Origin of the sequence: Thiocapsa sp., from assembly GCF_018399035.1 — a bacterium.
Lineage (GTDB): Bacteria > Pseudomonadota > Gammaproteobacteria > Chromatiales > Chromatiaceae > Thiocapsa.
On record NZ_CP073760.1, the window covers coordinates 2296771 to 2310639 of the forward strand.

The window sequence follows — 13869 nt, forward strand, 5'->3', positions numbered from 1 at the left end:
CCTGGCGACGGGTGCGCGGCCTGACCGACCACCGACCTCGATCATAAAATCAATGGATTGCAGCCGGTAGTGGGCCGGATCGCGGGGCTCTATGTGCGTTTGCTACATAATTCCGAGCCGATCCACTCATCACGTGCGGCGAGCTGCCAGGCCGCCGCACTGAACGCCAACGCCAACGCCCCGAGCCAGACCACCACCGGGGAGCGGATCAGATAGCGTTGTTGCGCGCCGCACAACGGACCACCGCCCAACGGCCAGGTTTGTTTGCTGCTGGAGGCATCCAGAAAATAGACGGATCGCTGGATGGCCCCAAGCAGCCCGGCAAGGGGCGCGCGTTCCGCGACCAGCGCCTGGCGGGTCATGGCCGAGCCTCTATACGGACGGCACCCGCCCGCGCGATCCGCTGACAAGGGTGTCGGCTCCGCATCGCGTGCTTGGGAGATAACATCGACCGGCAACCCCAGCCCGTCCTCAAGCTCCAGCTTGAGACGGGCGCGTTCGAGGAGCGTCAGGCCCTGCGGGGGCTCGATGAGTAGATCGACATCGCCGCCTCTGGCCCGGTCATCGACCCGCGATCCGAAAAGATAGACCACCGCGTCCTCTCCCGAGAGACGTGATGCCGTGCCGAGGATGGTCGAAACCTGATCGGATGTGAGTCGCATGGATGAGGTCGCTCGATACACACGAATCCGGGAAAGGCTCGCGCGCCCGGCTGCCGACAGCCTAACGCCGAACCTAATCTCGCGCTATGGCGGCGGGGCTGTCGTCCTCCGGCCAATCCATCGTGCTCGCGGCGACCAGCTCCGCCCAGTCATCCGGCGGATGACCAGGGTTCAGCATGGCGCGAAAGACGGCGTATGGATCCCTCTTGCTCCCTGCCGCGCGCAGGCTGTCGCTGTCGTTGGCCCAAGCAAACACGACGACCCGCGCATTGGGGTCGAAGCGAAAGAACAGGCGGAAGCGGCGGCCGATCTTGGCGCGACGCCAGTGTTTGAAGGCGTCCCCCATGGTCGTTCCCAATCGGTATTCGTCACGGGAGGGATCGCTCGGTACCTTGTCCAGGATCAAGCACGACAGGGCGGTGAAGCGTTTCACGTTCGCATTGGCCGCGGCGCGGCGGGGATCCGCCACCCTCGCCCGCTCGGCCGCAGCCTCCAGTCTGCGCAGCTGATCGACGAGGCATTGGTGAAAGAGCAGGGTCCATCCGTGGCATTCACCATCCATTCAAGAGCGGATCACCTCGACGGGGGCGCTCAAACTGCGTCCACCCCGCTGAAGTCGTAGTCCATAACAGCACTCGGGGGCTGAACGAAGGGGCCTTGGAGGAGATCGACACCGGCGCAGCAGAGACGCGCGATGGTCTCGGGGGCATCGACTCCGCCGGCGATCACGGCAAGACCCCGTTCGCGCAGACGTTGAACCAGCTCGGCCAGCGGCTCGGGGTCGAGCGACTGGACCAGGGTGCGCGAAAGGCGCGCGAAGGCACCCGGGACGCTCGCGAGCACGCGCTCCGAGGCGTCGTCGGTATCGACACCGTTCAAACAGACCGGGATGCCGAGCCGGGCCAATCGAGCGATGCGATCGGCTGCGAGACCCGGTCGGCCGCCGCTTCTTGGACCTGAAACTGGATGACGGGTCGCAAGCGAAAGAGATCGCGCCGGTTGATCTCGTCGCGAACCTGGCCGACCCAATCATCGCGGCCCGCGCCGACGACTGATTGGTAGAGGAAAAGCTGTGCCGGCCGGCCGGCGGCTCGGCAGGCCACGATGGCGTCCAGACCCTTGGCCAAGAGCCAAGCATCCAGTCGATCGGCCAATCCGGAGCGCTGTGCGATCGGCATGAAGGCGACCGGCGACAGCAGCTCGCCGTCCGGGGCGGCCAAGCGCGGCGACACCTCGTAGCGCGCACTCGGTGCCGGGGTCAGGGAGACCATGGGCTCGAAGAGCAGTTGCAGCCGTTCGGTCAGGATGGCCGTCGCCACGGCGTCTTGGTCCGACGTTCGAACAGGCACGGGGCCGCAACCGTACCCCATGGTCAGACCATCGCCTGCTTTGCGGGCCGAGCGCGCCGCCTTGGCTGCCCGCGACATCAAGGTGACGGCGTCCCCGCCGCTGTTCGCCAAGGTGCACCACCCGATTCCGACGGCGCGACCGGGCCCCGGAGCAAAGCCGGCCCGAGCCAGCTCCTCGGCGAAGTGATCGCAGGCGCGCGCGAGGCTTGCGGCATCCTCGCGTCGCATGAGGACCGCCAAGCTGCGCTCGCCGACGCGCGCCGCCAGATCGGAGGCGCCGCACGACTCGGCAAGCGCAACGGCAAGACGCATCAGCGCGCCCTCGTCGCCGTGGAGATCCAGCACGACCAGCGCACGGCGGCCGGCCTCCGTCCCACCCCGACCGATCAACTGGCCGAGCCGCCCCAAGAGGCGCCCGAGGCTCGCGAGACCCGTGAGCGCATCGATGGTATCCGGACCGCTTTGGCGGCGTGCACGCTCGCGTGCGCGTGCCAATCGCTGCTCGACGCAGGCGACGAGATGATCCGGTGCGACCGGCTTGGCGAGGAAGTCATCGCCCCCGACACGCAGCGCCGCCATCTGTTGCTCGGCGTCCAATTCGGCGGAGAGAAAGACGATCGGCAGGTCGGCGAAACGGTCTTGCTCACGGATGATCCGGGTCAGCTCGATGCCGGACGCGCCGGGCATATGCAGATCCATGAGCACCAGATCCGGGACAAAGGCATCGAGTGCGTCGAGCACCGCGAGCGCATCGCCCACGCGCTCGGTCAGCATGCCGGCCGATTCGAGCACACGGGCGGCAAAGAGCGCGGCCACCGGCTGATCGTCGACCACGAGCACACGGTCGGGCGAGACCGCCTGCGTGCCGGCCAGATCAAAAAGCCGATCGGTCAGCTCTTCGATCTCCATCGGCATCTGCAGATAGGCCCTGGCGCCTGCGCGCATCGCGGCAAGACGGGCGCGGATGTCGCTTCCGGACGCCAGACAGACCAGCGGGACCGGCTGCCCGTCGCGCTGCTGCACCTGCGCGACGAGTCCGCCGAGCGTGTTCACATCGGGGAGTGCATCGAGATCGACGAGCAAGAGCGCTCGCGCGCTCGGGTGTGCGCCGATCAAGTGCTCGGGCGTTTCGAAGGCTTCGAGCATGAACCCCTGTGCGAGCAGGAGCGCCCGAAGCGGCGTCGTCAACTCGGCGTTGCAGGTCAGGAGCTGGATGGCGGGCGCGGATCCGGCATCGGCGATCGTGTGATTCATGGTCGTCGGTCTCGTCCAGGGTGGGCGGAGACCTCGAACGCAGACGCCGACGCGGCGCACTCGGCCCGAGATCATCGGTACCGAGGATAAACCGAGCACGCTATGTGAACAACTCCCAATCCGGCGAGACCGACATCAATAGCTGATGCGCGGGGCTCCCCCGCCGAGCGCCTCGACCAGTCCGGCCGCAAAGCTCGCACCGATACGTCGCGAGAGGCTCTCGAAAAGATCGCGCTTCTTGGTGTAATCGACCAGCGTCTCCGCGCCGATCACATCGCGTGCGACCGAGCTGGAACTGCCGAGGTCGTCGACCAAGCCCAACGCGACCGCCTCCTGGCCGCTCCAGAAGAGTCCGCTGAAGACCTCCTCGCCGCCCTTCAGGCGGTCACCGCGGCCGGCTTGGACCTCGGCGATGAACTGGGTGTGCAGGTCATCGAGAACGGTCTGGATAAAGGCCCGTTGATCCGGCGGCAGCGGCGAGAAGGGGTCGAGGATCCCCTTGTTCTCCCCGGCGGTGAGCAGACGCCGCTCGATCCCGAGCTCCTGGATTGCCTCGTTCAGACCGAAGCTGCCGATGCGCACGCCGATGGAGCCGACCAGGCTGGCCTTGTCGGCATAGATCGCATCGGCGGCGACGGCGATGTAATAGCCGCCCGAGGCGCAGATGTCGGTCGCCACCGCGTAGACGGGCATCTCCTTGTCGTTGTCTTCCTTGTACTTGGCCTTCAGCCGCTTGATCTCGTCGTTGATGTAGCCGGCCTGGACCGGGCTTCCGCCGGGGCTGTTGATACGCAGGATGATGCCCTTCACCCGGTCGGCCTCGAAGGCTTCACGCAAGGCCGTGATCACCCGATCGGCGCTCGCGTCGGCCTCGGGCGCGATGACGCCCTTGATCTCGATCACGGCCGTGTGCTCCTCGCTCGGAGCGATACGCTCGAGCAGATCCCCGGAGTAGGCGGCGACCACCAGTGCGATCAGATAGAGCAGGATCAGGGTCTTGAAGAAGATGCCCCAGCGGCGGCCGCGTCTCTGGTCGCGCAGGTGCTCCAGGGCGAGCTTGTTGATGAGCGCGCGCTCCCAATCGGGTGCGTCGGGCGACGGCATCTCGTCGCGGCGCTTGGTCCAAAACTTCCAATTCATGGGTCACTCCCGGGATTAAACCGCGCCCAGTGCGGTATGCGATGTTTTTGGATGGGATCGGCCCCGGCGGATTTCAGAACCGCTGGAGCCGGCGCGGTTTAAGAGATTAAAAAAGAGATTATTTTACACTGCGTTCCCGCTAAGGGCCGTGGATGCACCAAGCGTCGAGCTCACTCGAAAATGAGCATCTCGCTTTAAACCGCGTCGGCTCCGTCAGTTGTCGGAGCCGACGCGGCCAAGCCAATCCAGCACACTACGCATATCGCACCGGGCGCGGTTTAGCTCCGTCAGTTGTCGGAGCTGGCGCGGCCAAGCCAATCCAACAAACAACGCATACAACGCATACCGCACCGGGCGCGGTTTAGACGCGGTTCAGGCGTGCGATCTCGGCTCAGCGCATGCGGTAGGCGGAAAGCCAGGCGGGCAGCGCCGCGATATCGTGGATGCAGTCGAGCGGGGCGTGCGGTGTAAGACGCTCGACCGGGTGGACACCGTAGGAGACGGCGAGTGCCCTGGTGCGGGCATTCACGGCCATCTGCATGTCGTACTCGGTGTCGCCGATCATCAGCGTGGCGGAGGCATCGGCACCGAGCTCGTCCATCAGCTCGAGCAGCATCTGCGGGTTCGGCTTGGAGAAGGTCTCGTCGGCGCAACGGGTCGCATGAAAGAGCCCACCGAGACCGGTGTCGTCGAGCGCCTTGTCGAGTCCGACGCGACCCTTGCCGGTGGCCACGGCCAAGCGGTAGCCCTCGTTCGCAAGCTCGCTCAAGGTCTCGCGTGCCCCTGCAAAGAGCACGGAGGGCGTCGGGTCGATCTCGAGAAAGTAACGGCGATAGCCGGTGACCAGGTCCCGGAGGGTCTGCGGATCCGCTCCGGGATGCAGCCGCAAGAGGGCCTCGTCCAGACCCAGGCCGATGACGTCGCTCGCGGCCTCGCGGGCTGGCGGCGGCAGGCCGAGATCGCCGAAGGCCGCTTGGAGACAATTGACGATGCGTGCCTCGGAATCCATCAGGGTCCCGTCCCAGTCGAACACGATCAAGTCGAAGGTCACGCGGCAGGCTCCAATGCAGACAGAAAACGCTCGAGGTCATCGGGCAGGGGCGCCTCGACTCGGTGTGGTCGATCGGCGTCGGCGAGCTGAAAGCTCAAGGCAGAGGCGTGCAAAAACAAGCGCGACAATCCCTGTGCCTTGAGGGCGCGATTCGCGGTCTCGTCACCGTATTTGGGGTCGCCCGCCAAGGGGGTTCCCAGATGGGCGGCATGGACGCGGATCTGATGCGTACGCCCGGTGATCAGCTCGGCCTCGACCAGGGTGAGCACGCCCGAGTCCGAGCGGAAGCGTCCCAGACGTCGAAACACCGTGCGCGCCGGCTTTCCGTCGTCCGGATCGACCTGAACCATCCGCTCGCCGCCTTGCAGCACGTTTTTCTTCAGCGGCGCGTCCACGCCGACCTTCGAGCGCTCCAGCTCCCCGACGATCAGTGCCATGTAGCGCTTGTCCATCCCGCCTTCGCGGATCAGCTCATGGAGCTCGCGCAGCGCACTGCGTCGCTTGCTGATCAGGATACAGCCGGAGGTGTCGCGATCCAGGCGGTGGACCAGCTCCAGCTCGCGACCGGGCCGCAGCTCGCGAAGGGACTCGATCAGGCCGTAGCTCAAACCGCTGCCGCCGTGCACGGCCAGTCCTGCGGGCTTGTCGATGACCAGAAGGCGTTCGTCCTCGTAGAGAACAGCCGCAGCAAGCGGGGCGAGACGCGACGCAGGCACCCGGACCGGCGTCTCGGCGAGGGCCGTGCGCACCGGCGGGATGCGCACCAGATCGCCCGTGCGCAGCCGATGACTGGCCTTGACCCGACCCTTGTTGACGCGAACCTCGCCACGGCGCATGACCCGATAGATGTGGCTGCGCGGCACGCCCTTGAGATGGCGCAGGAGAAAGTTGTCGATGCGCTGCCCGTCGGACTCGGCATCGACGCAGAGCACGCGTACGGCCGAATCATCCCGCAGCGCAGGCTCGGGACGCGGACGCTCGGCAATCGCAGGCGTCGGGCCGGAGCGCTTGGGCTGCGTGCGTCCCGGTCCGGCACTCTTGGAGCCAGTCGTCTTCGGGTCAGCCCTTCGGACGACAGCGCGTTTCGGGCCAGTGCCGACGCGTTCGGAGCCCTTCGCGGGAGTGCCCTTGGGACCGGCGCGCTCGGCAACCGGGCGACCCCTGGAGACGTCCCGGCCCCCTGTTGCGCGGGCGGAGGAATGCTTGCTCGGGCGGCGATCGGCACGGGGATGAGGTCGATTCACGAATGATGGCACCTGCCTGGGTGGCTCAATTGATGCTAAATAAGGTTTACTGATACACTTGGTCGCTTGCGCTGGCCAGCGGAAACGCGATTTTCCCGGAGCGGCGAGCGCAGCCAAGGGTCGGTCAGGATACCGGAGCGAGTGGAGCCACATCCGCTCGGAAGGCCCCGACCCTCATGCCGGCATCCGATGTCCGAGCAGGCCGTTGTGCGGGATCTCGAGTGGTGTCGCGGACTCATTTTATCGAGTGACCGCGCATTCTACACCCTGTGAGCGCCGCGCGCCCTGCACGACGGCAGACCAGCGCAGCCGGCGCCGACCTCGCCGCTCCCGAGATCGGCCCCTCCAACCGGGCGGGCCGATCAGGTGCGAGTGCCCGAATGGGCGCTCGTCGACGACAAAACACTACTGACTACGCGCGTGCCCGTCCGGGTCGGCCGAAGAGCCCGCCTGAACGGACGCTGTCGACGCCGTCGGGCCGATTCGTCGGCGCGACGGCGACACGCCGCGCCGCCCGCAGGTTTGCAGGGGCGCGCGGCGAGCAGTCCCCGAGCCGGGAGACGCGTCGTGGTGCGGAAAAAAATCCTATGAAACGCATGCTGATCAACGCAACTCAGCCCGAAGAGTTGCGTGTTGCGACCGTCGACGGTCAACAGCTTTACAACCTCGATATCGAGTCCCCCGGCCGAGAGCAGAAAAAGGCCAATATCTACAAAGGCATCATCACCCGCGTCGAGCCCAGTCTCGAAGCCGCCTTCGTCGACTACGGAGCCGATCGGCACGGCTTCCTCCCGCTCAAAGAGATCGCGCGGGCCTACTTCGAGCCCGACAGCGTCAAACCCGGCTCGCGCATCAGTATCAAGGAATCGGTGCGCGAGGGCCGCGAGGTCGTCGTTCAGATCGACAAGGAAGAGCGCGGCAACAAGGGCGCGGCCCTCACCACCTTCATCTCGCTGGCCGGGCGGTATCTGGTTCTGATGCCCAACAACCCGCGCGCAGGCGGGGTCTCGCGCCGCATCGAGGGCCAGGATCGCAGCGAGCTGCGCGACGCCATGAGCCAGCTCGAGATCCCGGAGGACATGGGCCTGATCGTCCGTACCGCGGGCGTGGGCAAGAACGTCGAGGAGCTCCAGTGGGATCTGGACTATCTGCTCCAGCTCTGGAAGGCGATCGAGACCTCGGCCCAGGACCGCAAGGCGCCCTTCCTCATCTATCAAGAGAGCGACGTCATCATTCGCTCGATCCGCGACTATCTGCGCGTGGACATCGGCGAGATCCTGATCGACAACAAAGTGGTTTTCGAGCGTGCCGAGAGCTTCATCCGCCAGGTGATGCCGAGCAATCTGAAGAAGCTCAAGCTCTACCAGGACGAGGTCCCGCTCTTTACCCGCTATCAGATCGAGAGCCAGATCGAGTCGGCCTTCCAACGCGAGGTGCGCCTGCCCTCCGGCGGCTCGATCGTGATCGACCACACCGAGGCATTGACCTCGGTGGACATCAACTCGGCGCGCGCCACCAAGGGCGCGGACATCGAGGAGACCGCGCTCAACACCAACCTCGAGGCGGCCGACGAGATCGCGCGCCAACTGCGTCTGCGCGATCTGGGCGGGCTCTTCGTCATCGACTTCATCGACATGACACCGCCGAAGAATCAGCGCGAGGTCGAGAACCGGCTGCGCGACGCGCTCAAGCACGACCGTGCGCGGGTGCAGGTCGCACGCATCTCGCGCTTCGGTCTGTTGGAGATGTCGCGCCAGCGCCTGCGCCCCTCGCTCGGGGAGTCGAGCCAGCAGGTCTGCCCGCGCTGCAAGGGTCAGGGGACCATCCGCGGGGTCGAATCGCTCGCGCTCTCGATCCTGCGCATCGTCGAAGAAGAGGCGATGAAGGAGAGCACCCACCGTATCGTCGCCCAGCTGCCGGTCAGCGTCGCGACCTTCCTGCTCAACGAGAAGCGTCGCGGCATCCTGGAGATCGAGCAGCGCCAAGGCGTCGAGGTCCTGTTGTTGCCCAACGAGGCACTCGAAACACCGGAATACCAGATCGAGCGCGTCCGGACCCAGGACGCAGGCAAGCTCGTCCCGGATCAGTCGAGCTACGAGCTGACCGCAGCCTCCGAGACCAAGGTCGCGCCCTTCTACGCCAAGCTCGGTCAACCCGTGCAGGCCGAGGAGCCGGCGGTCAAGCAGGTCTCGCCGGCGACCCCGGTCCCCCAACGCTGGACGCCGACACCCCAGCCCGAAACACCCGTGCGTCGCGAGGCGGAGCGCGGCGAGCCCGAGAGCCTGCTCAAACGCATTTGGACCGGACTCTTTGCGCCGCGCCAGCCCGACGCGGAGGTACCCGCAACCCGCAACTCGCCCGCAGACGAGCCCTCGGCGCCCGAGACCGCGCCGCGCCCGCAGCAACCGCGACACGCGGCCGATTCGGGCGAGCGCCGCAGCCAAAGCAGACCACCACAGACCCGACGCGACGAATCGCCGAGGGAGCGCGGGCGGCAGGAACAGGGTCGGCACAGCCGAGCGGCACCCGAGCAACAGACGCGTTCGGAGCCGAGCCGCAGCCGGACCGACGGCGGCCAGGGCAGCGAGTCCGTCTCGGCAGCAGATCCGACGCGACCCGAGACCGAGGAGCAGACTCAGGCTCGCCGCGACGGCGAGACACGCTCGCGGCGCGGCGGCTCGCGCGGACGCGGACGGCGTAGCTCCGGATCGAGCGAGGGCGGCCGTCCCGCGGACGAGGCATCGCGCGATCAGGAAACCCGTGGCGACGAGGGCTCCGGCGAGCGCAGCGAGGCTCGGCAACGGGCCGAGCGCCAAGGCGAGGACACGCCGACGACGAGCGGCGATCGAGCCGCCGCACCCTCGCGCGGAAGTCGGCCTGAAGATCATCCGCTGATGATCGCACCCGTCGGCGAGGCCGCCGTGCAGACCGGCGGAGCGGGCACAGCCGCGACGGATTCGATCGACCGCGGACGTCCGGCGGGACGTGTCGAGGAGGCGCACCTCGGCGAACAACCAGAGGGTACGGACAACGCCTCGGACGACACCTCCGACACCGGCTCCGAGCCGGGGCAAGACGGCAACGCCGCGCCGGCCGGCGAGCGGCCGCGGTCCTCGCGGCGTCGCCGCGGCGGCCGCAATCGCCGACGCTCTTCGGCCGGCACAGAGGCAAAGGATGGGGCAGGGGACGAGGGCGGCAGCACCGAAGGCGCTTCGGATCCGACCGCGGACCAAATACCCCCGCAGTCCTATGATCGGCAGCCGGCGCACGAGGGATCGATCGAGGCGGACTCGAAACCCCGCGAACACCGAGCTGACCGGCGTGTCCGCGAAGGCACAGTCGTCTCGCAGGACGAGAACCCGCGCGCCGAGCCGCGACCGGACGGATCCAGCGCCGAGGCATCGATGCCGAGCGAGCGGAACACCGCGATGAAGCAAGATGCCGAGTCAAGCGCGCCGGTCAAGCACGAGGCCCCGGCGAGTGAGCCGACCGCGCCGGTCAAGCACGAGGCCCCGGCGAGTGAGCCGACCGCGCCGGTCAAGCACGAGGCCCCGGCGAGCGAGCCGAGCGCGCAGGTCAAGCACGAGGTCCCGGCGAGCGAGCCGGCCGCGCCGATCAAGCACGAGACCCCGGCAAGCGAGCCCACGGCCACGCTGCCGCGGCAGGCGCCCGTCGCCGAGACGGCCCAACCTCGGACGCCGGCCGATCCCTCGGCCGGGGCCGGTGCGCATCGCGATGGGACCGAAGGCGTCCAGAACGAACGCAATGCATCGGCGGGCACCGACGATCGGTCGCCGCCGAGGTCCGAGCCTGTCGCGCCGGCACCCGCCGCGGCAGCGGGCATGGCGTCCGATCCAATCGAGCCGAAAAGCAGCACCTGATCGCGCAGCAGCGGTTGATCCGCGTCCTCGCGCGACGCGGCTCAACCGACCGAAATCGCCTGAAACCGTCAACGCAGGATCCGGCTCATCGGGGGCATCATGCTCAGACTGTTCTTCGAGAGCCTGACCGACTTACTCCGTCTGACCTATCGGACATTCGTGCCGGGGCCGGGCCGTCCCCGGCCCAGCGCCAAACGCATCCTGGTGATGAGCGGATTCATCCCGCTCTTCGCCCTCGTCCAGGGGATCCACTGGATCGGCTTCCTGCTCGACGAGGTCTTCTACCGCGGCTATCGCCGTGTCGAGATCCGCGAGCCGCTGTTCGTGCTCGGGGTACCCCGCAGCGGGACCACCTATCTCCATCGCGTCCTCGCCGACGACACTGCACTGACGACCTTCTCGACCTGGGAATGTCTCTTCGCACCGTCGGTCACGCAACGGCGCTTCTGGCTCGGCCTCGGACGGATCGATGAACGCGTCGGCCGCCCGCTCGGACGGATGCTCGACTGGATCGAGCGACACGCCTTCAAGGGCCTCGATGCCGTCCATGCCATGCGTCTGAGCGACCCGGAGGAAGACTACTTCGCGCTCATGCCGGTGCTGGCGTGCTTCATCCTTGTTCTACCCTTCCCGCACTCGGATCTGGTGTGGCGCATGGGGCTGTTCGACCGGGATATGCCCGAAGCTCGGCGCGCACGGCTGATGGACTTTTATCATCGGTGCCTGCAGCGACACCTCTACGTCCACGGCACCGAGAAGCGGCTTTTGTCGAAGAATGCCGCCTTCGCCCCGCTGGCAGGCAGCCTCGCGGTGCGCTTCCCCGACGCGCGCTTCATCGTCTGTCTGCGCGAGCCGCACGCCACGCTCCCGTCTCAGCTGAGCTCGCTCGCGGCCGGCATCGACTTCTTCGATGTCCTGTCGGCGACCCCCGATTTCCGTGAGCGCTTGACCGGTCAACTGGGTTTCTATTACAAGAATCTGGAACGGACGCTGGGAGAACTCCCCGAAGAGCGATGCGCATGGGTTACCATGCGCGCGTTGCAGTCGGATCCGGCGCGTCGGATGCTGTTCATTTACGCGCAGCTCGGGCTACCGGCGAGTGCGCAGTTCCGCGCCGCGGTCGCACGACATGCGGCCGAGGCCGGAACCTACCGAAGCGCTCACGGCTATAGCCTGGAGCAGTTCGGACTCTCTCGGGGGGACATCGATCGCGATCCGGGACCCGTCTTCGCACGGCTTGCTGCTCGGTCGGCACGGACCGCGACCGATGCAGTGTCGATGCACCCGGGTGCAAGGCTCGGCGACGATCCCATGGGCTCATCCTCAACCAGGTCACCCATGCGCCATGCTGAACCTATCCACTGCGGCGACCAGAGTTAGGACGCCCGCGCAACCCTGCGCCGCCGAGCTGCGCGTTGCCATCGTGTCCGACGCCGCTCCCGAGCGCAACGGCGTCGGCGCCTATTACCGCGATCTCGCCGACCATCTCAGGACCGCCGGAGCCAGGGTCGATTTGGTCGCCCCGCGGTGTCGTGCGGGATCCTGGTATGGGGGCCTGACGCTCCCGCTGCCCGGCGACCCCACCCAGAAGATCGTCTTGCCCTCCCCTTGGCTCTTGAGCCGACGCATCGATCGCCTCCGCCCGAACGTCGTCATCGTCCCGACCCCCGGTCCGTTCGGCCTGCTCGGGATGCATCTGGCCGAGCGCAACGGGGCCGCACTGGTGGTCGGGTTCCATACCCACTTCGAGGCCCTGACGACGCTGTTCCGGAACTGGGGTATCGGCGCCCGGATCGCCAACGGGTACCTCGGTGCCTGTCATCGGCTGCTCTTCGACAAGAGCGATCTGGTGTTGGCAAATTCGGCACAGATGATGGCGATTGCGCGATCGATCGGTGCCCGCCGCGTCAGCCTCATGGCCACCCCGATCCCGCAGCGCTTTCTCGATTTGCCGCCCGTCCCGGCACGCAGGACGATCACTCGCGTTCTTTTCGCCGGGCGTCTGGCTCCTGAAAAGAACTTGGACGCCATCGTCGCCGCGGCGCACCGACTCCCGGACATCGAGTTCCTGATCGTCGGCGACGGTCCCATGCGGGCGTGGGTGGAGAAGCAGTGCCGTGGGTTGCCCAACCTCGGACACTCCGGCTGGGTCAGCCGCAGTCGGATCATGGCCCTCATCGACGAGATGGACGCCTTGATCCTACCCTCGACGGTCGAGTCGTTCGGCACCATTGCGCTCGAGGCGATGGCGCGAGCACGCCCGGTGCTGGTCTCCTCGGCGTGCGGCATCCTGAGCTGGGATCTGCTGAGCCGGGGGATCTTCCGAATCCACGAGGGCGAGCACCTCGCCGATGCCTTGGTGCGGCTGCGCGAACTGGACCCGGCAATCCGCGAACGCAAGGCGCACCTGGGACGCGAAGGCGCTCGTGAGATCAACCGCCGCAACCTGGAACATTGGCTCGCGATCCTGTCGGGTCACTATGACGATTCGGTCGATGTCAAACGCTGAGGCCACAACCGGCGCGAGCGCCGACCACATCCGCGCGCTGGTTTCGGTGCACGACGTCATGCCCGAGACCTTGCCGCAGGTCGAGCGCATCCTGGCTCTACTCGACGACGAGGGGGTCGCACCCGTCACCCTGCTGGTGGTTCCCGGCGCCGGCTGGAGCAGCGAGGGGATCGAGCAGCTGCGCGGATTCCAGGCGAGGGGCTGCGAGCTTGCCGGCCACGGCTGGATCCACCGTGTCGATCGCATCACCGGCTTGGCGCACCGAATGCACTCGCGTTTCATCTCGCGCAACGTCGCCGAGCACCTCGCGCTCGACCGGGTCGGCATCCAAGACCTGATCGCGCGGTGCCATGCCTGGTTCGTCGAGCAGGGTCTCGGAGCCCCGTCGCTCTATTGCCCGCCCGCTTGGGCGATGGGGCCCATCCCGCGTGCAGCACTCGCGAGCCTGCCGTTCACACGCCATGAATTATTCGGCGGGATTCTGTCGGCCCAAACCGGACGGATGCATCCGGTCCCGCTCACGGGCTACGAGGCGGATACCGCACTGCGCACGGTCGTCATCCGCGCTTGGAACCGGCTCAATCGTCGGCATGCCGCCCGGGGCGGCTGGATCCGCATCGGGATCCATCCCCACGACCTCGAGCTGCGCCTCTCGGAGGATCTGCGTCGGGATCTTCGGCGCTTTGGGTCGTATGCAGGTTACTCCGAGGTCGGTGCCCCCTTAGGCGATTTCCGAGATTAGGCATCCCGACTACACATGCCTGGAAGGCATCGAGTCC

Annotated in this window: 11 protein-coding genes; 4 read left to right on the forward strand and 7 right to left on the reverse strand. The window is 67.0% G+C overall.

Going from position 1 to position 13869, the window contains the following annotated elements; translation table 11 throughout:
• Positions 1 to 89: 89 nt before the first annotated feature.
• The 7 genes from KFB96_RS26705 to KFB96_RS10505 form a co-directional block, all read right to left on the reverse strand.
• Entirely contained in the window at positions 90 to 662 is a 573-nt protein-coding gene (locus tag KFB96_RS26705; protein ID WP_213461796.1) for a nucleotidyltransferase domain-containing protein, read from the reverse strand.
• A gap of 73 nt (positions 663 to 735) precedes the next feature.
• On the reverse strand, positions 736 to 1224 hold the full coding sequence (locus KFB96_RS10480; RefSeq protein ID WP_213461794.1) for a type II toxin-antitoxin system YhaV family toxin: 489 nt from the start codon (positions 1222 to 1224) through the stop codon (positions 736 to 738).
• A gap of 29 nt (positions 1225 to 1253) precedes the next feature.
• Complete coding sequence (locus KFB96_RS10485; protein WP_213501929.1) at positions 1254 to 1568, reverse strand: EAL domain-containing protein; 315 nt, start codon at positions 1566 to 1568, stop codon at positions 1254 to 1256.
• Positions 1538 to 3265 carry a response regulator gene (locus KFB96_RS10490; RefSeq protein WP_213501931.1) on the reverse strand — a complete coding sequence of 576 codons (1728 nt, stop codon included), beginning with the start codon at positions 3263 to 3265 and terminating at the stop codon, positions 1538 to 1540. Before KFB96_RS10490 ends, KFB96_RS10485 begins: the two co-directional genes overlap by 31 nt.
• A gap of 135 nt (positions 3266 to 3400) precedes the next feature.
• A complete protein-coding gene (locus KFB96_RS10495; RefSeq protein ID WP_213461790.1) occupies positions 3401 to 4405 on the reverse strand; it encodes a S49 family peptidase in 1005 nt (334 codons plus the stop codon).
• Positions 4406 to 4796: 391 nt separating this feature from the next.
• Positions 4797 to 5456 (reverse strand): HAD-IA family hydrolase, encoded by a 660-nt coding sequence (locus tag KFB96_RS10500; protein ID WP_213461788.1) that lies wholly within the window; start codon positions 5454 to 5456, stop codon positions 4797 to 4799.
• Positions 5453 to 6700, reverse strand: a complete 1248-nt coding sequence (locus KFB96_RS10505) for an RluA family pseudouridine synthase (RefSeq protein WP_300971563.1) — start codon at positions 6698 to 6700, stop codon at positions 5453 to 5455. The genes KFB96_RS10500 and KFB96_RS10505 overlap by 4 nt, the downstream gene beginning before the upstream one ends.
• Before the next feature lie 587 nt (positions 6701 to 7287).
• On the opposite strand from KFB96_RS10505, the gene rne reads away from it, so the two are divergent.
• The 4 genes from rne to KFB96_RS10525 all read left to right on the forward strand — a co-directional run bounded on the left by rne (position 7288) and on the right by KFB96_RS10525 (position 13832).
• A complete protein-coding gene (gene rne, locus KFB96_RS10510) occupies positions 7288 to 10581 on the forward strand; it encodes a ribonuclease E (RefSeq protein WP_213461786.1) in 3294 nt (1097 codons plus the stop codon).
• Positions 10582 to 10680: 99 nt separating this feature from the next.
• A complete protein-coding gene (locus tag KFB96_RS10515) occupies positions 10681 to 11961 on the forward strand; it encodes a sulfotransferase (RefSeq protein WP_213461783.1) in 1281 nt (426 codons plus the stop codon).
• Complete coding sequence (locus KFB96_RS10520; protein ID WP_213461781.1) at positions 11927 to 13090, forward strand: glycosyltransferase; 1164 nt, start codon at positions 11927 to 11929, stop codon at positions 13088 to 13090. The genes KFB96_RS10515 and KFB96_RS10520 overlap by 35 nt, the downstream gene beginning before the upstream one ends.
• The gene (locus KFB96_RS10525) at positions 13077 to 13832 is read left to right on the forward strand and encodes a polysaccharide deacetylase family protein (RefSeq protein WP_213461779.1); all 756 of its coding nucleotides are present in this window, start codon (positions 13077 to 13079) and stop codon (positions 13830 to 13832) included. Before KFB96_RS10520 ends, KFB96_RS10525 begins: the two co-directional genes overlap by 14 nt.
• Positions 13833 to 13869 lie beyond the last annotated feature (37 nt).